General features: G+C 41.7%; 16 protein-coding genes. 10 read left to right on the top strand and 6 right to left on the bottom strand.

Annotated elements, in window-relative coordinates; translation table 11 throughout:
- Positions 1–50 precede the first annotated feature (50 nt).
- A complete protein-coding gene (locus tag G500_RS0117545; RefSeq protein WP_027003498.1) occupies positions 51–1,868 on the bottom strand; it encodes an ABC transporter ATP-binding protein in 1,818 nt (605 codons plus the stop codon).
- 181 nt (positions 1,869–2,049) lie between these two features.
- On the opposite strand from G500_RS0117545, the gene G500_RS0117550 reads away from it, so the two are divergent.
- The 7 genes from G500_RS0117550 to nhaA all read left to right on the top strand — a co-directional run bounded on the left by G500_RS0117550 (position 2,050) and on the right by nhaA (position 9,178).
- Positions 2,050–2,478 (top strand): DUF1573 domain-containing protein, encoded by a 429-nt coding sequence (locus G500_RS0117550; RefSeq protein ID WP_051203815.1) that lies wholly within the window; start codon positions 2,050–2,052, stop codon positions 2,476–2,478.
- Between the two features lie 20 nt (positions 2,479–2,498).
- Positions 2,499–2,672, top strand: coding sequence for a C1orf53 family protein (locus G500_RS26075; protein WP_161626154.1), 174 nt, complete (start codon positions 2,499–2,501; stop codon positions 2,670–2,672).
- A gap of 147 nt (positions 2,673–2,819) precedes the next feature.
- The gene (locus G500_RS0117555) at positions 2,820–3,152 is read left to right on the top strand and encodes an ArsR/SmtB family transcription factor (RefSeq protein WP_051203833.1); all 333 of its coding nucleotides are present in this window, start codon (positions 2,820–2,822) and stop codon (positions 3,150–3,152) included.
- A 476-nt stretch (positions 3,153–3,628) separates the two neighbouring features.
- Entirely contained in the window at positions 3,629–4,663 is a 1,035-nt protein-coding gene (locus tag G500_RS24025) for an NAD-dependent epimerase/dehydratase family protein (protein ID WP_035757897.1), read from the top strand.
- A gap of 173 nt (positions 4,664–4,836) precedes the next feature.
- Positions 4,837–6,543, top strand: a complete 1,707-nt coding sequence (locus G500_RS24030) for a cation:proton antiporter (protein ID WP_086047954.1) — start codon at positions 4,837–4,839, stop codon at positions 6,541–6,543.
- 57 nt (positions 6,544–6,600) lie between these two features.
- Positions 6,601–7,506 carry a 1,4-dihydroxy-2-naphthoate polyprenyltransferase gene (locus tag G500_RS0117575; protein ID WP_086047957.1) on the top strand — a complete coding sequence of 302 codons (906 nt, stop codon included), beginning with the start codon at positions 6,601–6,603 and terminating at the stop codon, positions 7,504–7,506.
- A 283-nt stretch (positions 7,507–7,789) separates the two neighbouring features.
- Complete coding sequence (gene nhaA, locus G500_RS24035) at positions 7,790–9,178, top strand: Na+/H+ antiporter NhaA (protein WP_086047955.1); 1,389 nt, start codon at positions 7,790–7,792, stop codon at positions 9,176–9,178.
- 142 nt (positions 9,179–9,320) lie between these two features.
- Here nhaA and G500_RS24040 read toward each other — a convergent pair whose 3' ends face one another.
- The 3 genes from G500_RS24040 to G500_RS0117595 form a co-directional block, all read right to left on the bottom strand.
- Positions 9,321–10,196, bottom strand: coding sequence for a DNA adenine methylase (locus G500_RS24040; RefSeq protein WP_035757900.1), 876 nt, complete (start codon positions 10,194–10,196; stop codon positions 9,321–9,323).
- A gap of 4 nt (positions 10,197–10,200) precedes the next feature.
- Positions 10,201–11,241, bottom strand: coding sequence for a hypothetical protein (locus G500_RS24045; protein WP_154657213.1), 1,041 nt, complete (start codon positions 11,239–11,241; stop codon positions 10,201–10,203).
- Between the two features lie 151 nt (positions 11,242–11,392).
- Positions 11,393–14,194, bottom strand: coding sequence for a 2-oxoglutarate dehydrogenase E1 component (locus G500_RS0117595; RefSeq protein ID WP_027003503.1), 2,802 nt, complete (start codon positions 14,192–14,194; stop codon positions 11,393–11,395).
- A 384-nt stretch (positions 14,195–14,578) separates the two neighbouring features.
- Here G500_RS0117595 and G500_RS24050 point away from each other — a divergent pair, with 384 nt between their 5' ends.
- Positions 14,579–16,141 carry a leucine-rich repeat domain-containing protein gene (locus G500_RS24050; protein WP_051203819.1) on the top strand — a complete coding sequence of 521 codons (1,563 nt, stop codon included), beginning with the start codon at positions 14,579–14,581 and terminating at the stop codon, positions 16,139–16,141.
- 4 nt (positions 16,142–16,145) lie between these two features.
- On the opposite strand, the gene G500_RS0117610 is transcribed toward G500_RS24050, so the two are convergent.
- Entirely contained in the window at positions 16,146–16,961 is an 816-nt protein-coding gene (locus tag G500_RS0117610; protein WP_035757905.1) for an ABC transporter substrate-binding protein, read from the bottom strand.
- A 185-nt stretch (positions 16,962–17,146) separates the two neighbouring features.
- On the opposite strand from G500_RS0117610, the gene G500_RS0117620 reads away from it, so the two are divergent.
- Both G500_RS0117620 and G500_RS24055 read left to right on the top strand, forming a co-directional pair.
- Positions 17,147–17,524, top strand: coding sequence for an STAS domain-containing protein (locus G500_RS0117620; RefSeq protein WP_027003505.1), 378 nt, complete (start codon positions 17,147–17,149; stop codon positions 17,522–17,524).
- Between the two features lie 3 nt (positions 17,525–17,527).
- Positions 17,528–18,211 (top strand): sulfite exporter TauE/SafE family protein, encoded by a 684-nt coding sequence (locus G500_RS24055; protein ID WP_051203821.1) that lies wholly within the window; start codon positions 17,528–17,530, stop codon positions 18,209–18,211.
- Positions 18,212–18,277: 66 nt separating this feature from the next.
- Here G500_RS24055 and G500_RS0117630 read toward each other — a convergent pair whose 3' ends face one another.
- On the bottom strand, positions 18,278–18,979 hold the full coding sequence (locus tag G500_RS0117630) for a hypothetical protein (RefSeq protein ID WP_027003506.1): 702 nt from the start codon (positions 18,977–18,979) through the stop codon (positions 18,278–18,280).
- Between the last annotated feature and the right edge of the window lie 4 nt (positions 18,980–18,983).

Raw genomic sequence — 18,983 nt, forward strand, 5'->3', positions numbered from 1 at the left:
TTTGAAGATTTTTTGAAGTAAAGTTTTGAAGAAAGAAATGAGAGAAAGGGCTATAGCTGTTGCATCTGGGTCAGTTTTGCGTAATAACCATTTTTGGCGATTAAGGTTTGGTGGTCGCCCTCTTCTACGATACTGCCCTGATGCAAAACTACAATTTTATCGGCGTTTTGAATAGTGCTAAGGCGGTGCGCAATGACAAGGGCGGTTCTGCCCTGCATCAAATTTTCTAAGGCTTTCTGCACAAACTGTTCGGAGGCGGAATCGAGTGCCGAGGTAGCCTCATCTAAAATCAAGATTTGCGGCTTTTTCAAGACGGCACGCGCAATACTAAGCCTTTGCTTTTGCCCGCCCGAAAGTTTGCCGCCCCGCTCACCCAAAGGCGTTTGGTAGCCTTTTTCAGCGATAAAATCGTGCGCATACGCAATTTGAGCGGCTTTTTCTATTTCCTGCTGCGAAATATTTTCAAGCCCTAAGGCAATGTTTTGGGCAGCCGAAGCATTAAAAAGGATAGCTTCTTGGGTTACGATACCAATTTTTTCGCGCAAAGACTGAATTTGATAGTCTCTCAAATCTTGCCCGTCAATGAGAATCCTACCTGAAAGTGGCTCTAAAAAGCGCGGAAGTAGGTCTGCCAACGTAGATTTTCCTCCGCCCGAAGCTCCTACTAAGGCTACAGTTTGCCCTTTTTTGATGGTCAGATTGATATTTTTTAAAACTTCTTTTTCATTATAGGCAAAAGATACATTTTCGAAAACGATTTCTTTTTCGAAAGCCTTCAAAGGCTGTGCCTGCGGCGCATCTACAATCGGACTTCTCAAATCTATAATTTCCAAAACGCGCTGCGCTGCCGACTTAGCCTTTTGCAAACGCGCAAAGGAAAGGGCAAAAGATTTCAGGGGCGGTATAATTTGCGAAAAAACAGCGACATAGGCGATAAAATCTGCCGCCTCAAGCCCATTTCCACCACTAAAAATAAGGCTGCTGCCAAAAATAATGATGCCCGAAACGGTGAGGATTCCCAAAAATTCGGAAAGTGGGTTGGAAAGGTCTAATAAGTTGTTGGCTTTGAGATTGAAACGGCGGTATTTTTCATTTTCATTTTCAAATTGGGCAATGATAAATTGCTCGGCTTGGAAGGCTTGTATGATTTTAATTCCCGAAATGGCTTCGTCCATCTGATTGAGCAGCATGGCAAGTTTTTCTTGGTTGCTTTTGCCATACTTGCGCAAGTTTTTGCTAATAATCCCGATAGTAGCTCCTGCAATAGGCAGCACCAAAAGGGCAAAAAGGGTGAGTTCCCACGAAATAAAAATCAGGATACTGAAAAAAACAAGGGCTTCGAAGGGCGCGATAAAGAGCGTTTTGAGTTCGTTGTAGAGCGCACTTTCTACCTCGCGCACGTCGTTGGAAAGGCGCGACATCAAATCGCCCTTGCGGGCATCAGTGAAATAGGAGGCAGGCTGCGCTAATAAGTTTCTAAAAATTGCCCTTTGCAGGCGCGTAAGCCCCAAAAGGCGCGTCCTATTGATGATAGAAGCAGCCATAAAGCGAAAGACATTCGAGCAAAACACCGACACCATCAGCACGCCACAGACAAAATAGAGGGCTTCCATTTTGCCTTTTTGTAGCACAATTTGGATAAAATGATAATTAAAACTTTCTTTGATAAAGTTCAAATCGAGGCGAAAAACGGGTGCTTCGGGCAGTTTTTGGATACTTTCAGCATCAAAGAGGATATTGAGCAGGGGAATGATGAGGGTAAAATTGGTAGCCCCAAAAATAACACTTAGCATGGCAGCCAAGACATAAGGCGGCACATAGTAGCGGTAAGGGCGCGTATAGGCAAAAAGCCGACGGTAAATTTGCATGCCAAAAAGCGGAAAGAAGAAATGAAAGAGTCTGGAAAAGAGGAAGAATGGGGATTCGGGGGTGCAAAAATTTTGCAGCAGAACGCCCAAGCGGATTGAACCGACAAAGATAAGCAACAAAAAAGGCTTCTCTGCGTTTTTAAGTAAATTTAGATACTTGCTTTCTAAAAACTTCGCGAATATGCAAACCAATCGTATTACCTTTCCCTATTTCTTGGGCTTTTTAGGATTTTTGGGTCGGAAGATGCTGCTGCTCCTTCTTTTGGGCTTGCCCTTTTCGGCGGCAGAGGCACAGACCTTAGTTTTCGAAACCCCCGAACAAGATTTTGAAACCATTACAGAGGGCGAGAGCCTTGTTCGCACTTTCACCTATGTCAATCAGGGCGAAAAACCGCTTTTAGTTGCCGAAATCAGGACGACTTGCGGCTGCACGCTGGTAGAGTGGGACAAAAATCCGCTGCCTCCACAGGGGCGTTCTCAAATCAAGGTGCGCTTCGAGAGCCAAAATAAGGTAGGCAAACAGCACAAGGTTATCTCCGTTTTGAGCAATGACCCCCAAAATCCGATTCAGAAAATTGCCTTGCACGGCATTGTGCTGCCCAAAGGCTAACCTTCCCAATTTGAATGTTTATGAACGAAAAACCCCTACCCAAGCTCACCAAAGACGACTATTACTTCAATCAGGAGGGGTTAATGGTCTTCACCGAACAGTACCATCTCAAACGCGGCTACTGCTGCAAAAGTGGCTGCAAACACTGCCCTTGGCAATACAAGAAAGGCACAACATCTCCTACAAAAGGTTAAAAAATGACTAACCTTTTAGGGCTTTTTGCCGTTAGGTTGTTTAGTTGGGAAAGCCCTTCGCTGCTGCTGCGGTGCTTTCTTTTTGCACCTTGTTGCTATTTTTCTTTCCAAAGACCATTCCTTAGACTATCCTTTAATCATTTTCCTATGAAAGACCAAACCCTGACAGAAACTCCCCTACTCGCAGATATTGATGTGGAAAAATTAGAAAAAGCGGCTTTTATTCTTAAAACGGTGGCGCACCCCGTCCGCTTGGCTATCATCAAATTATTGGAAATAGACGACCGCCTTTCGGTAAGTGAATTGTGTGAAAAATTGCAAATAGAGCAATCCCTAACCTCGCACCACCTCTCGAATATGAAGCTCAAAGGTATTTTAAGTTGTCAAAGAGAAGGAAAAAACATTTATTACAGCATCAAAGAGCGCAATATCCTCAACCTTTTCACCTGTTTAGAAAAATGCGATTGTAACATGGGCTAATTCCTATGTTTGAATAAGATTTTATCCTCGAACTCGTACCAACAAAAAGCCCCACTTCAAATGAAGCGGGGTTTTTTTTATGTCCATTGAAACTTAAGCAGAACAAAAAAATGAAACATCGATAGACTGGTTGGAAGCTAAATGTATAACAAAGTCAGACAATAGCATTGCTATCATTAAAAATAGAATCACTACTAACAAGGGCAAAGATAGCACAAAAAACAATACGCATACTATCAAAGGGGATTTTTTTCTACCAAAAACCAAAAAAAAGCGAGAAAAGTGGAAAAAGTATCGACCAAAGGCGGAAAAAACGAAAATAAAGCGTATTTTTACCCACACAAATCAGGCTTTTCCCTTTTTGTTTGAGCCGTATAGGGGCGAGCGGAAAGCCTTTTGAGGTAGGAGGTGCGTCTGTGTTCGTGCCTCTGGTCTGTGTTTTTTCAATCAGCGATTTTCAGAAAAGCCCTTTTAGTATGCGTTATTTGATTACGGGAACGACAGGCTTAGTGGGCAGCTACTGCGCTCGTCTTTTAGTAGAAAAGGGTTTTCGCCCTTTGGGTCTGCGTCGCGCCGATAGTGATATGAGTTTGGTTGCCGATATTGCCCATCAAATAGATTGGGCAGAGGGCGATTTGCACGATATTGTCTTCTTGGAATCGCTCTTTGAAGCAGGCATCGATTATGTCATTCATGCGGCGGCGATGGTCAGTTTTGCTCCCAAGCGGCAAAAACAGATGTTGAAGACCAATATAGAGGGAACGCGCCACCTGCTGCACGTAGCCTTAGCCTACCCCCCCAAAAAGTTTTGCTTTATCAGTTCGGTAGCCGCCTTGGGCTATACGCCACTTGCTGGGGAAAAGCGGGCGATTTTGCAAGTAGATGAGAAACAAACCTGGGACAATGGCGTTTATCATACAAGTTATGCCACAAGCAAGCACTTTGCCGAGCGCGAAGTGTGGCGTGCCGCAGCCGAAGGGCTTTCAGTCGTGATAGTCAATCCCTCTTTTGTGTTGGGAGTGGGCGATTGGGAAAAAAGTAGCAGTTCTATTTTTAAGTACGTCTATGAGCAGAAGCGTTTTTATCCCGAAGGGTACGCAAATTGTGTCGATGTGCGCGACGTTGCGCGTGCAGTGGCTTTTCTTTTGGAAAGTTCGATAGAGGGCGAGCGTTTTATCCTCAATGGGGCGCATCTGCCTTATTCGGAATTGCTATCAGCCTTATCGTTGGGCTTTGGCAAGCGTGCGCCTTCACGTGCGCTTACGCCCTTGTTGGGCAGTTTGGCATGGCGATTTGAAGCAGTGCGTAGCTTTTTTACGGGGCAAGAACCGCGCATTACTGCCGATTTGGTGCGCAATACGCGAAAAATGCACGCTTATAGCAGCAAAAAAATAGAAAAATTGGGCTTTTCCTTCACCCCCTTTCCAGAAACGCTCCGTTGGGCAATAGAGGGGTATCAGAAAAAATACAACCTACCAGAAAATAATACTGCCGCCCTACAACCTCAATAAAAACATGACTTGCCTGCACTTGTGGCGATAATTTCTTTATCAAAACTTTGTCAAGACTTTATCTTGCCCTAACAATACCTTTTCCTTTTTTTTCGTTGAAATAGGGGACTGTTTCAATGCTTACACTTTTTCTATTCTTACCCTATTAAACCATCTGAAAAAACGCCCTGCCTATGCTCCTATCTGTACAAATGCCTTTACTTTTAGACCTCACCGTCGTCTTAGGGGTTTCTATCTTGGTTATCATTGTGCTGCACTACCTTAAATTGCCTACCATTATCGGCTTTCTGATAAGCGGCGTTATCGTAGGTCCTCATGGTTTTAGTCTGATTAAAGCCGACCATGACGTAGAGATGTTGGCAGAAATAGGGGTGATTTTGCTTCTTTTTTCCATCGGCATAGAGTTTTCTTTGGGCAAACTGATGAAAATATGGAAGGCAGTCTTTTTTGGCGGCTCGATACAAGTCTTTCTCACCATAGCCGTCTTTACCGCCTTAGCCTACTATTATAGCTATGATTACTTGCCGATTGCGATTTTTATCGGCTATCTCTTTGCTTTAAGTAGTACCGCGATTGTCTTAAAATTAATGCAAATAACAGGCGAGGTAGGAACGGCGTATGGTCAGATAATTTTAGCAATCCTTATCTTTCAGGATATTGCCGTTGTACCCATGATGCTTTCTATCCCTATTCTTATCGGCAGTACGGAAAATTTGGGCGCAGACCTTTTTGATTTGGGTTGGAAATTGGCTCTGGTCTTACTCTTTTTAGTGGTAGCGACGAAATTTATTGTGCCGCGCATTTTCAAATTGGTAGTCAAGACCAAAAGCAAGGAACTTTTTATCACCTTTACGCTGGTGATGTGCTTTGCCATTGGTGCGATTACCTCTGTGGCAGGTCTTTCTTTGGCTTTGGGTGCTTTTTTGGCAGGTCTTATCATTTCCGAATCGAAGTATAGCCATGAGGCAGCAGGTTATATCCTACCTTTCAAAGAAATTTTCACGAGCATCTTCTTTATTTCGGTGGGCATGCTCTTAGATTTGAGCTTTCTTATGGAGCAGTGGGTAGAAATTTTAATACTAACGGCGATTGTCTTGGTAGTAAAGGCACTTATTGGCGGCTTGGCAGCAGGCATTTTGGGCGTTCCTTTCAAAACAATCTTGATGGTAGCTTTTGCCGTTTGTCAGGTGGGCGAATTTTCTTTGGTATTGGCAAAACAGGGCATGGATATGGGGATTCTACCCATCGAGGTCTATCAATACTTTTTAGCCGTAGCCATCATCACGATGATACTCACCCCGATTTTGCTCAAATATTCACGCGCCATTACCAATTTTATCCTACTCAAAACACCGCTTCCCGAATCTTGGCGCAAAAAACTCATTGCCAACAATTCAAAAGCCTTAGCTCTTTTGGCAGGTGAGGAAAAGAAATACAACGACCATCTGGTCATTGTCGGATTTGGTATCGTGGGGCGCAGATTGGCAGAAGGCGCAAAACAGACGGGCTTGCAATATGTTATCGTAGAATCGAGCGCACAGGTAGCCTTAGACGATAAAGACCATCACGTTGTCTATGGAGATGCCTCTAATACCGAAGTTTTGGAATACGTCAATATCAAAAAGGCGCGAGTAGTTGCCCTAACAGGGGTAGATTTGGAGCAAAATAAACTTGTGGTGCAAAAAATTAGAGGCGAAAACAAGGACATTTTGATTGTCGGCAGGACGCAATTACAAGAAGAAACGGAGGAACTTATCAAAGCAGGTGCAGACGAAGTGATTGCAGACGAATACGAAACATCTTTCGAAATTCTGATGCTGACAATGGAAGAGTACCGTCTGGATAAATCCTCCATCGTGCGCCTGATGCACAGAGTCTAAAAATAGCGTTTTGTTTTGAATCATTTTGTATCATTTGCCTTATTTTTCAGAATCACTTTGAAACCATCTCTACAACATTGGGTAGCGGCAGCACGTTTGCGGACGCTCCCTCTTGCGCTTTCCTCTATCTTGGCAGGCGGCTTACTGGCAATGCCCGACCCCGCTTTCGAGGTCTTGCCCTTCGTGCTTATTATCCTGACGGCGATTTTTTTGCAGGTGCTTTCCAATTTTGCAAACGACTATGGCGATAGTATTCACGGCGCAGATAGCAGCGAGCGCAAAGGTCCTAAAAGGGCTGTGCAGCAGGGGCTGATTTCTTCGGCACAAATGAAACGCGCCGTTTGGTTGTTCGCCGCCTTATCCTTTTTTACGGGTCTAAGTTTGCTCCTCTTTTCGGCATACCGTTGGGGTTGGGAAGCCTTGGTCTTGTTTTTAGTCTTGGGCATTTTTGCGATTGCCGCCGCCATTACCTACACCGCAGGCAGTTTGCCTTATGGCTACTATGGCTTAGGCGACATTTCGGTTTTGTTTTTTTTCGGAATTGTAGGCGTTTGTGGTACAAATTTTTTATTAGTAGGAAAATTTATTCCAAACCTTTTGCTTCCTGCCCTTAGTTTGGGGCTTTTTGCCGTTGGCGTGCTGAATCTAAACAATTTGCGCGATATAGAGTCCGACCAAAAAGCAGGCAAGCGGTCTATTCCTGTCCGCTTGGGCTATGAAAATGGTAAGATTTATCACTACGTCATTTTGATAGCAGGCATGGGCAGCACCCTTATTTTTGCCCTATTCGAAGCGCAAAAATGGACGCAGTGGCTTTTTCTATTGGCTTTTCCTTTTTTCATTTTCAATCTCATAGCAGTTGGCAAAGCCGCCGAACCACAAAATTTAGACCCCTTGCTTAAAAAGTTGGCACTTAGCACGCTATTTTTTGCCCTTTTGTTGGGAATAGGGGCAGTATTGTAAAAAGTAAAAGCTATTTGAAATTTATTTTCAAACTTTCGTAGCAATCTCTTATCAGTATTCAATAATAAGCATCAAAATCTACACTGAAAGCCTAAATACAAAGTAGTTTGGGCTTTTTGCGGTGGCACTTTTTTATACTTTTTTAAGAAAACATTTTTTGCTCTCCTTTGTTTTGATAGCAACACTATCCAAAAAATACGCACTACTTTTCTTTTTAAAAAGTTTTACTTTTAAGACTGCGCTCTACTCCTGACATTTTCTTTCTACCTAAACCCTTGTTTTCATGAACGCTTCCTTCCCTGCTGTGGGTCGGGTTACGAATCCGATAAAACAGTTTATCAATAGCTCTTCGGCTAGTGGCATTGTGCTTTTTATCAGTGCCTTGCTGTCCTTGCTTATCGCAAATAGTTTTTTATCTGAAACATTTGCTTTACTTTGGCAGACCAAATTTACCATTGGCATTGGGGCTTTTAAATTGAGCAAGCCGCTTTTGTATTGGATAAATGATGGCTTGATGTCGATGTTCTTTTTTGTGGTAGGCTTAGAATTGAAGCGTGAAATCTTGGAAGGCGAGCTTTCGCGCCCACGCAACGCGCTGTTGCCTATCGTGGCGGGCATAGGTGGCATGCTGATGCCTGCCCTGATTTATTGGCGTTTTAATGCGAATTTTGAATCAATAAGTGGCTGGGGTATCCCAATGGCTACCGATATTGCCTTTGCTTTGGGCGTGCTTTTCCTTTTGGGCAAGCGCGTGCCACTTTCTCTCAAAATATTTCTCACTGCCTTAGCGATAATAGACGATTTGGGTGCAGTCTTGGTGATTGCTATTTTTTATACTTCAAAAATTTCACTCCTACATGTGGGCATTGGCTTGCTCTTTTTGGGTCTGATGTTTGGGGCAAATCGTCTGGGGATTCGCCATGTTTTGGTCTATGGCGTGCTGGGTATTGGCGGCTTGTGGTTGGCGTTTTTGCTTTCGGGCGTGCATGCGACCATTGCGGCGGTCTTGGCAGCCTTCACCATTCCCGCCTCGGTGCGCATTTCCAAAGTGGCGTATGAGCAAAAGATGAAATTTCTGTTGGCGCGTTTTGAAGCCTGCCCCCCTACTTCAAGCTCGATGATAACGCCACAGATGCAGGAGGTTTTAGACGACATCAAAATCACAACCGATTCCGCCATTCCGCCCCTACAAAAGCTCGAACACGCCATGCACCCCTTAGTGGCTTTTGTCGTGATGCCCATTTTTGCCCTCGCCAATGCTGGGGTTGCCCTTTCAGGCGATATTGGAGCTGCCTTTAAAAGCCCTGTGGCTTTGGGCGTAATGTTTGGACTCATTTTGGGAAAGGTGGTAGGAATTGTAGGCTTCGTCTTTCTTTTCGAAAAGCTAAAAATTGTCAAACTGCCCAAAAGCCTGACCTATTTGCACCTGATAGGCGTTGCTTTTTTAGCCGCCATCGGCTTTACCATGTCGCTTTTTATTACCTCATTGGCTTTTGAAAACGAAACTTATATCCTACAAGCCAAAATCGGAATCCTATCTGCTTCCTTTATTGCAGGTCTAATAGGATATTTCATACTCAAATTTTCACTTGCCAAGCCCTCAAATTTAGACGACGATACCCCCTCGGCAAAAGAGGAAAAAATGGAAGATTGGGCTTTAGAAGGGAAATAAATGCTTATTTGAAAAATACAGATTTAATGCTGCATAGTTTAATTAGACAAGGGTAAGTTTTTTGCTCTTGTCTAATTTTTTATATTTTAGCTATTTTTTGTAGTAAGAAACGCCTCTAACAAGGTTAGACTTTGTTGGTCTATCATTTAAAGATAAGGTTAGGCGCGGTGCATTTTTTCGTTACTATCTTCGAATTATTTAGTTCAAAGTTTGCTATAAAAACCTCTTTTCCTAATTGGTCTGAATTTTCTGCTTGGTTTGGCTTTGCCGAATTTACGTTTCGCATACCATACATTAAGTTCCATTCGGTAATATTGGCAAAAGAAAATAAATCTTTGATATAGTCGCAATTATCGTAAGTTATCAACCATTTATGATGACAATTTTTCATCACTTCTGCAAATCTTTCGTGGTCAAAACCTTTATGCAATTTTCCATTTTTGCCGTAAAGTGCTGATTTAGTGGCAGAAAAATAAGGTGGGTCAAGAAAAATAAATACGTTTTCCCCTTCTGTTTTTACAACTTTTTCGTAGTCTAAGTTGGTGATTTTTGTATTTTTAACTACATTTTTTAAAAGTCCTAAACGTTGAATACTGCTTTCTGTAAATCGTTTTTGAAAGGCTTGCTCTGAAAAACCTCCTGCTTCGGTCGTACCTGAAAAGGTAATTCTATTAAACACAAAAAAAGCACTTGCTTTTTTTATATCATCAAAAGTATCGATATTTTTACCTAAAAATTTATGTAACTCTTTACCATTTTCAAATTCATTTTTCCAAATATTTACCTGATTTACAACACTTTGTAAGTCTTTTTGTGCGTACTCCCAAAATTTATATAATTCAAAATATAAATCATTTATCCAATATCTTTTATCAGGATAAAGTTGTTTTAATGCCAAAAAAACTGAAGCACCACCCACAAAAGGCTCTCTAAATTCTTCAAAATGAGGAATTAAGGGCAAAATTTGCTCTAATGCTTTACTTTTTCCGCCAGGGTATCTTAGTGGGCTTTTTATCATAATTTTATGCTTTTTTTAAAATTACCAAAAAATTGTTTATTTGTGCTTCTTCAAATAGATTCGTAATTAATTCTTTTTGTGTGTCTTTAAACTTGTTTTTGGTGAAAAATTTGTCTAGCTTTGCATTTTCAGCATTTGAATTGATTTCTGATTTTAGTTTAGAGGAAGTCAAAAGTAAAACAGGACTTGCATTTTTTGCTTTTCCATTTACTTCTGTATTTTTCAAATTGGTATATAAAATCATTTTGAGCAAACCGTCTTTAATGTCGCTTTTGCTCGGCAGAAGGCTTGATTTTGAGTGTTTTCCTTCTATTAAATAAACATCTTTGTTGTCTATTCTTATTTCATCAACTGTCAAAAAATATTGTCCGCCTAAATAGTTTGTAATCGTAATTTTTGCCTTTGTCAAAGTTTCTAAAACTTCTTTGGGTTGCAGGGTTACAAATTCTCTGTTCTGTGCGTCTTTTGCTTTTTGGCGTGAAAACTCCATAAATTCTTTGGCACTTTTGCTAATCATTGTCGCAAAATCGTCTATGCCTTTTTCGCTGTGCATTTGCACTTTTGCTTTCTTGCTTATTTTAGCATAACTACTTTTTACTTTGCCGATTATATCCGAAAAATTATCATTTAACTCCTGCAAATTCCAGTGTAGAGCGGAACTATGATAGACTGAAATTTCTTGAATTTTGGCTAAAACATACTGATTATCAAACGCTTGGTTGGTAATTTTGTTGTCATAATTATCATTTTTTTCTGCTTTGTCGTAATACGCTAAAATTACATACACATCAAGCAAGGACATCATAGAAACTGTATCCCACTGAATAAAATCCCTATCACCATCAAAACCTTCATCTTTCACCACAGGAATAACAGTAATTTTCTTGCCATTTGCCAAAGTATTATACACTCTTTCATAAGGATACGACCTTGTTCGCTTGGGCGAAACCCATTTTGAAATCGCAAAATTTAGTTTCTTTTCAGAATAAATGCAGGAAGTTGGACAAGTATTTATATCAAAATCTTTGCCATTAATTGTTTCCAATTCGTTGGCAAGAAATACTTGGTATTGTAGTCCCGTTATGGTAGCGTTGATTTGCATTGTGTAAAACTCTGGTAGAATAGTATAGCCAAAAAACTTCAAAATCCCCCAATAAGCTCACCGCCTATTGGGGGTATCAGAAAAGCGATTGGGTTTAAATGGTTTCAGCAAAGGCAGTATTGACGATAGTTTCCTGCTCTTTGTTGTGTACCTTGTAATACCCTGTGGCAGGCGAGGCACTGGCTTTGCGTGAGATAACTTTCAACTTACTACCTTCCCACTCTTTGTAGAGCATACGCAAGAAAAACTCCCAGCCGCCCATATTTTCGGGTTCTTCCTGTACCCAAACGACCTCGACATTTTTCTTGTATTTTGCCAATTCTTCATAGAAACGCTTTTTGGGGAAAGGGTGAAGCTGCTCCAGACGCAGGATAGCCACATCTTTTCGCCCGTCTTCTTGTCGTTTTTTGTCTAAATCGTAATAGACCTTTCCCGAACAGACCAAAACGCGCTTCACCTTTTTAGCCTCCGCATAGGTATCGCCATAAATTTCTTCAAATTTGCCTTGTGTAAATTCGGTCATATCCGAATAAAACTCTTCACGACGCAAAAATGACTTAGGCGACATCACGACGCAAGGCTTGCGAAACTCCCACTTCACCTGACGGCGAAGCAAGTGAAAGAGGTTTGCCGCCGAAGTAAGATTGGCTACTACCATGTTGTATTCCGCCGAAAGCTGTAAGAAACGCTCCAAACGTGCGCTCGAATGTTCGGGTCCTTGTCCTTCATAGCCATGTGGCAGCAAAAGCGTAACGCCGTTCATTCTGTTCCACTTGCTTTCTGTGCTGCTGATAAATTGGTCTATCATCACCTGTGCGCCATTGGCAAAGTCGCCAAATTGGGCTTCCCAAATCACAAGGGCGTTGGGATTTGCCATGCTATAACCAAATTCGAAGCCTAAAACGCCATACTCGGAAAGCAAGGAATTGTAAATTTCGAAAGTAGGCAAATTGCCCGTACTAAGAGCATTGAGGCTATTGTACTGCTGATTCTTTTCGGCATCTACCAAAACGGCGTGGCGATGTGAAAACGTGCCTCGACGCACATCTTGTCCGCTCATACGAACAGGGCTTCCCTCTAAAAGCAAAGAACCATAAGCCAAAAGTTCGGCATCAGGCCAAGCCAATTTTTTGGTTTCGAAGAAGCGTTCCTTGCGCTCGGAAAGGAGTTTTTCTATCTGTCGCAAAGGTTTGAAGCCTTCGGGCAAAGTAGTGAGGGCTGTTCCTACTTTTTCTATCATCTCTGCCGAAATGCTGGTATCGGGCGAAGTTTCAAAATCTGCGGGTGTGGCACGGCGAAGGGCTTTCCAATCTTGCTCCAAATCCTGATACTTGTAGGGCAGTGCCTTCTGACGAACATCATCTAAACGGTCTTGCAGCATTGCCTTAAACTCTTTTTCCATCTTATCGGCAAGCTCCGCCATGGCTGCATTTTCATTTTTGAGCCTATTGATATAGATTTGGCGCGTATTGGGGTGCTTCGAAATAAGATTGTAGAGCAAAGGCTGCGTAAATTTGGGTTCGTCTGACTCGTTATGCCCATGCTTGCGATAACAGACCAAATCTATATACACGTCTTTGCCAAATTGCTGTCTAAATTCGGTAGCCAAGCGGACGGCAAAAACTACCGCTTCGGGGTCGTCGCCATTGACGTGAATTTCGGGAGCTTCGGTGAGTTGCGAAATATCGGTACAATAATTTGAAGAACGCGCCTCGTCAAAGTCGGTGGTGAAACCTACCTGATTATTGATGACAAAATGAATTGTACCCCCAACCTGATAGGCAGGCAGTTCGGACATCTGCGCAATTTCATAGACAATTCCCTGCCCTGCTAAGGCGGCATCACCATGAATAAGAATAGGCAGCGCACGCTTCGGGTTTCGGCTATAATTGTGGTCTATTTTGGCACGCACAAAACCCTGCACCACAGGATTTACAGCCTCTAAGTGTGAAGGATTTGGCGCAAGTTTGAGATGTACTTTTTTCCCTTTTGGCGTTTCTACCAAAGAAGAAAAGCCCATGTGGTACTTCACATCACCATCACCTAAGCCCAAACTCTCTTCGGAAACATACCCTTCAAACTCGGTAAAAATATGCTCGTAAGTTTTTTGCATGATGTTTGCTAAGACGTTCAAACGTCCGCGGTGCGCCATGCCAATGACTACCTCCTCTACCCCTTGTTCGGCGGCAGTGGTAATAATTTCGTCTAAGGCAGGAATGGTAGATTCGCCTCCTTCCAAAGAAAAGCGTTTCTGACCGATAAACTTGGTATGTAAGAAGTTCTCAAAAATCGTAGATTCATTGAGTTTGCGCAAGATGCGTTCTTTCTCTTGGGTAGAAAGTTGGAAAGCAGGATATTCTGTTTCTACTTTTTTTCTAAACCAATAGCGAATATCAGGGTCGCGAATCCCCATAAATTCGAAGCCGATTGCGCCCTCGTATATCTTTTTGAGGTGGTCGATGATTTGGCGTAGTGTGGCTTTGCCCAATCCAATTTCATTCCCTGCACGAAAAGACGTGTCTAAGTCGGCTTCTGATAAGCCAAAGTCTGCCAACGCCAAACGCGCCTTTCGGTCGCGACGGGGGCGCACAGGGTTTGTTTTGGCTTGCAAGTGTCCGCGCAAGCGGTAGCCGTCGATGAGCTTTTTGACCGAAATCTCTTTTTTGAGCATATCTTCATCTATGCCCACTGCGCTGCCATTGGCAAAGGTTGTTTTAGGGCTACCGTTGGCTACAAGTGTGCCATTTTCCGCGTCATAGTCGGCTTGTGAAAACTCAAAGCCTTCGAAAAAATTGCGCCAGCTCTCTTCTACGGAGTGCGGATTTTGTTGGTAGCTGCGGTATAGTTGGTCTATGTAGCCTACTTCCGCATTAGAGAGATAAGAGAATTTGTCCATAATATAGAGGTATGAAATCGGGCAAAAATTCAGATTTTGAGAGAAAGGTGAAGGTTTGGAAAGCTACAAGGGCTAAATTCAGACAAAAATACGGCTTTTCTTTCTATTTGCCTAATTGATTTCCTTTTCAGTACCGCATTTTACTTTTTTTGAGTAAAATTAAGATAGTTGGGCAGGAAGTAATGACAAAAAATAAGGACAAGAAATAAGGACGAAAAGCAAGATGGCAGTACCTCCCTCTTACTTTTTTTCTAAATCAGTCCGCCTCTCTGCAAACTTTCAAAATCATACGCCTTTTTTAAATCTTACCCTGTTTTCTACTATTTCATTTCAAAGATTAATTTTATCAAATCCCCTTTACAAAACAAAAAACAATAGACTTTTATGAAAACACTACTTTTTGCCCTCCCCTTCCTATTTTTCACCGCCTTTCTATTCGGACAATCCAAACCCTGCGAGCATTTTGAAGCCCTGATGCAAAAAGGCGAAAAAGACCACCATGCCAAAAACTATCAAGAAGCTATTTCTGCCTACTTAGCCGCCCTTGCAGATTGTTCGGAAAAAGCCCCCCAAGCGCAAGTCAGGATTATGGCTATTTTTGAAGAATTAAATCGTAAAAAAAATCAACTTGAAAATGATTTGCGTGAAAAAAATAAGTTAGTGGATAAAATTTACTTCACGTATGAAAATTTTGCAATAGCTTACAGTTATATAAACGGTTCTGATAAGTTTTATTTCATTGATAAAAAAGGCGAGAGAATAGAAAAATTAGGCGAGTGGAGCAAAGTCGAACAGTTTATATATGGCTTTGCAAAAGTGAAGCACCACCACCAAGATTTTCTTTTGGATACTGCTGGCAATCGCTATAGCGCAGCCTACCAAATTGCCGACCTTAGCACCCAAACAAAGGCTTTAGACCTCACAGATACACAATTCAAAGCCTTTCCCGATGAAATTTTAGAACGTCAGCAATTAGAAATTTTGATGTTAAATGGCAACTATCTTAAATACAACGACTTCAAAATTCTGCCTGCCAAAATCGCTCAACTAAAAAATTTGAAGGTTTTGCAGTTGCGTTACTCTCAAATCAATCACCTACCTAACGCAATAAGCGACCTTAACTTTTTAGAAAAACTGGATATAAGTTTCAATCAATTTAATAGTTTGCCTAAAAAATTGAGTGAATTGAAAAACCTAACTTGGCTTGATTTGGGTTGGAATCAATTTCATAGCCTATCGAGTGAAATCAAAGACTTGAAAAATTTGCAGTTTCTTGGCTTGGGCGGAAACCACCTAAGCGAGCTACCAAAAGAGATAGGGGAATTAAAAAACTTAAAATTGCTTTATTTATATAGCAATAAATTAAGCAGTCTGCCCACTCAAATTGGCGCATTACAAGATTTAAAGATTCTTTATGTGTATGGAAATCAATTAAATAATTTACCCAAAGAAATTGGCGAGTTGAAAAATTTAACGACTCTTAATTTGGGGAGCAATCGGCTAAGTAGTTTGCCCGAAGAAATTGGGGAATTAAGAAACCTAACTTCGCTTAGTTTAGGAACAAATCAATTTAGCCAACTGCCCAAAGCAATCGGCGAGCTGAAAAACTTAACTTCACTTGGCTTGGGAAATAATCAACTAAGCAGCCTACCAAAAGAAATGGGAGAACTGAAAAATCTTACCTACCTTGTTTTGAGCGCGAACCCCCTTCCGCTCGAAGCCCTCAATCAAACCCTTGTCCTTTTGCCACAATTAGAGGAGCTTCATTTAGGAAATTTGGGGCTTGATACGCTGCCAACGGCAGTTTTGGGACTTGAAAAGTTAAGGGTCTTGCATTTGAGCAATAGCAAATTTCTGGAATCTGATAAGAAAAAGTCCAACAACTTTTCTGAAGCAGAAAAGGAGAAAATTCGTGAGCTTTTGCCAAATTGTGAAATATATTTTTAATTTCTTAACTTCTATTTGAGCTTATTTTTTGAAATAGCTCCGCAAAATAAGCGGGGCTTTTCAAAAGGCGACTGCCATACCAAGAAAACAATTCGCCATCTACCAAATGGAAATCTGTTGCTAAATTGGTATAGGGCAGAATCTTGTGAAGTGCCTCAAAATGAACGGCTTTGAAAGGATAAGGTTCAGTGGAAAGAAACAACAAATCGGGTCTAAGTGCCTCTATATCAGATAGTTCTAAGATGGGGTAGCGCGGCGCAGTGAGGGCATTTTCAAATCCTGCCCTTTTAATCATATCATCTATAAAATTTTGGCTACCTGCCGCCATGTAAGGTTCTTTCCATATCAGGTACAAAACGCGCAATTTAGGCTTTTCTTTGGGAATTTTTCGTGCCAAATTTTCAAAATTAGTTTGTATTTCTTTTTTTAAAATTTCGCTTTTTTCTACTGTATTTGTAATTTTTCCTATTTCTATTATCATTTTTAGAGCCTCTTCGAGCTTAAAAATGTCGCTTGTCCAGATGGGAACTTGCTTTTGGAGTGCGGCGATACCTTCTTTGGTGTTTTCTTCTTTGTTGGCAATGACAAGGTCGGGTTTGAAACTTAAAATTTTGTCGATATTAAAATCTTTAGTGCCGCCTATTTTTGGCTTTTTCCGCACTTTTTCCTTCGGGTGAATACAATATTTGGTCAGGGCAGCTACACGCTCTTCCAAACCTAAGTCAAAAAGCAATTCGGTTTGAGAAGGCACTAAGGAAATAATCTTCTGCGGCGGCGTAGCAATCCGGCAAGTGTGTCCAATCGAGTCGGTGTAATACATGAGGCTTCTTGGGTTTAAAAAAAAATAAAATTACGCAATTCGAGAGAAAAAAGCGCGAGAGTATGATTTTTTTTGTATCTTGCACTACATAAGAAATTTGCTTTGTTCCCTCGAATTTCCTTCTTTTTTATAGCCTATTATACCCCTCAAATATTCAAAAAAATCAAACCAAAAAAAGCAAAAAAATGAAGTATCTCATAGATAAGCAGGATAAATACACACTCTTTCATATTCATGAAGAAAAGTTAGACACGACAATCGCACCAAAGTTGAAGACCGAATTCTTTACCCTCTACCAAACGGGCATGGTGAATCTCATTTTGGATATGTCGATGGTCAAATATGTCGATTCTTCGGGTTTGAGTGCCATTCTGGTAGCCAAACGCCTTTCCGAACAAGTAGAAGGCTCTTTGGTGATGGCAGGTGTTAGCGAACATGTTTTGAAATTAGTTAAGATTTCAAAATTAGACAATGTGCTAACCATTTTACCCACCATAGAAGAAGCCGTAGATGCCGTCTATATGGCAGCATTGGAAAAGGACATTCAAAAAGAACAGAACTAATTGATGGTCATTTGGTCTGCATTTTTATTAGGACTCTTGGGCAGCACGCATTGTTTAGGCATGTGTGCGCCTTTGGTACTTGCTTTTGGCAAATCTAACAACCAAAATGGTATTTTTTCTAATCTACTTTACAATTTAGGTCGTCTCCTGACCTACACAAGCATGGGGCTGGTAGTAGGCTGGATAGGAAAAGCGGTGCTTTTTGCCGAATGGCAGCCCTATGTTGCAGTTTTAATGGGCTTGCTGATGGTGCTGATTGGCATTTTTTCTATCAATTTAGATACTTGGGTTGCCAAATTGAGCCTCATGCGCTACCTCTTTGCACAGGTGCAAAAGGGAATCGGCGCAGTTTTAAAACAAAAAACACAACTCTTTTCTTTCCTTTTTCTGGGAGTTTTAAATGGCTTTCTGCCTTGTGGTTTGGTGTATATGGGGCTGATGGGTGCGGTAGCGGCAGGCGATAGCACGCAGGGCGCACTCTACATGCTCTTTTTTGGCTTAGGCACTTTCCCGCTGATGATGACCGCCTTTTTTCTGGGCAATCGCCTTTCGCAGCAGTGGCGCAAAAGGCTTCGCCAAATTTATCCTTTCGCCTTCGTAGGCTTGGGGCTTTGGCTGATGTATATTGGTTATCAATCTTACCTCAATATTTTGGCAAATCCGACAAGTATAGAAGATTGTCATTAAAAAGCCCCAAAAGTAGTGCGCTTTTCCCTACATAAAAGTAGGGAATTTGAGAAAATCGCGCCCTTTTTACCTATTTTTTTTAGCAAAAAGGCGAAAAAGAAAAACCCCACTCAATAGGTGTGTCATTATTGAAGCAAACACCGCAACCCCATTTGGCTTTTGTAGGCTTAGAAAAGTCCAGAAATGAGGAAAAATAAAAAAGATAGGTTGTAACATTTCACCAACAAAAAACGCCACCGCAGGCAGCATCACGATAAAATTGATGCCCTTGATAAAAGTCATACCCTCTATTTTGTTTTTTGCAAAAGTAACGACAAGCAAAAAAGCCAGCGGCGCAGTTTGGGCGCAAAGGCAGGCAGCGGAAACTTTTTGCACCCAAGTATAATCCAACACATCAAAAACCAAGAAGGTCAGCAGGGTAAAGGCAAATGCCCACACCCAAGCATAGAGCAGGCGATAAAGCAAAAAAAGCCACGTAGGGAGGGGCATGACCCGAATCACGACAAAGGTATTTTCGTCTTTTTCGTCCAACATCACAAAAGCGACAACATAGCCGCCCAGCAGCCCCGTTGTGGTAGCCAATACCGCCGCCGTCAGCGGTAAGTACGTTTCCATTTGGGGAACAAGCCCGAGTAAAGAATCTATCCCCAACTTTAAGCCAAACATAAGCAAAAAGGGCAAAAAAAGCATCATCAGCAGCGTTTTATCGCGCAGAATATTGAGGTTATCGAGTTTGAGTAGGGCAAAAATTGTTTGAAGATGTTGCATCTTG

Source organism: Hugenholtzia roseola DSM 9546 (genome assembly GCF_000422585.1).
GTDB lineage: Bacteria > Bacteroidota > Bacteroidia > Cytophagales > Bernardetiaceae > Hugenholtzia > Hugenholtzia roseola.

Excerpts from the sequence above, each read along its gene's own strand:
- G500_RS0117545 (WP_027003498.1), bottom strand. The coding sequence starts at position 1,868 with ATGCAAATTTACCGTCGGCTTTTTGCCTATACGCGCCCTTACCGCTAC.
- G500_RS0117550 (WP_051203815.1), top strand. The coding sequence starts at position 2,050 with ATGCAAACCAATCGTATTACCTTTCCCTATTTCTTGGGCTTTTTAGGA.
- G500_RS26075 (WP_161626154.1), top strand. The coding sequence starts at position 2,499 with ATGAACGAAAAACCCCTACCCAAGCTCACCAAAGACGACTATTACTTC.
- G500_RS0117555 (WP_051203833.1), top strand. The coding sequence starts at position 2,820 with ATGAAAGACCAAACCCTGACAGAAACTCCCCTACTCGCAGATATTGAT.
- G500_RS24025 (WP_035757897.1), top strand. The coding sequence starts at position 3,629 with ATGCGTTATTTGATTACGGGAACGACAGGCTTAGTGGGCAGCTACTGC.
- G500_RS24030 (WP_086047954.1), top strand. The coding sequence starts at position 4,837 with ATGCTCCTATCTGTACAAATGCCTTTACTTTTAGACCTCACCGTCGTC.
- nhaA (WP_086047955.1), top strand. The coding sequence starts at position 7,790 with ATGAACGCTTCCTTCCCTGCTGTGGGTCGGGTTACGAATCCGATAAAA.
- G500_RS24040 (WP_035757900.1), bottom strand. The coding sequence starts at position 10,196 with ATGATAAAAAGCCCACTAAGATACCCTGGCGGAAAAAGTAAAGCATTA.
- G500_RS0117595 (WP_027003503.1), bottom strand. The coding sequence starts at position 14,194 with ATGGACAAATTCTCTTATCTCTCTAATGCGGAAGTAGGCTACATAGAC.
- G500_RS24050 (WP_051203819.1), top strand. The coding sequence starts at position 14,579 with ATGAAAACACTACTTTTTGCCCTCCCCTTCCTATTTTTCACCGCCTTT.
- G500_RS0117610 (WP_035757905.1), bottom strand. The coding sequence starts at position 16,961 with ATGTATTACACCGACTCGATTGGACACACTTGCCGGATTGCTACGCCG.
- G500_RS0117620 (WP_027003505.1), top strand. The coding sequence starts at position 17,147 with ATGAAGTATCTCATAGATAAGCAGGATAAATACACACTCTTTCATATT.
- G500_RS24055 (WP_051203821.1), top strand. The coding sequence starts at position 17,528 with ATGGTCATTTGGTCTGCATTTTTATTAGGACTCTTGGGCAGCACGCAT.
- G500_RS0117630 (WP_027003506.1), bottom strand. The coding sequence starts at position 18,979 with ATGCAACATCTTCAAACAATTTTTGCCCTACTCAAACTCGATAACCTC.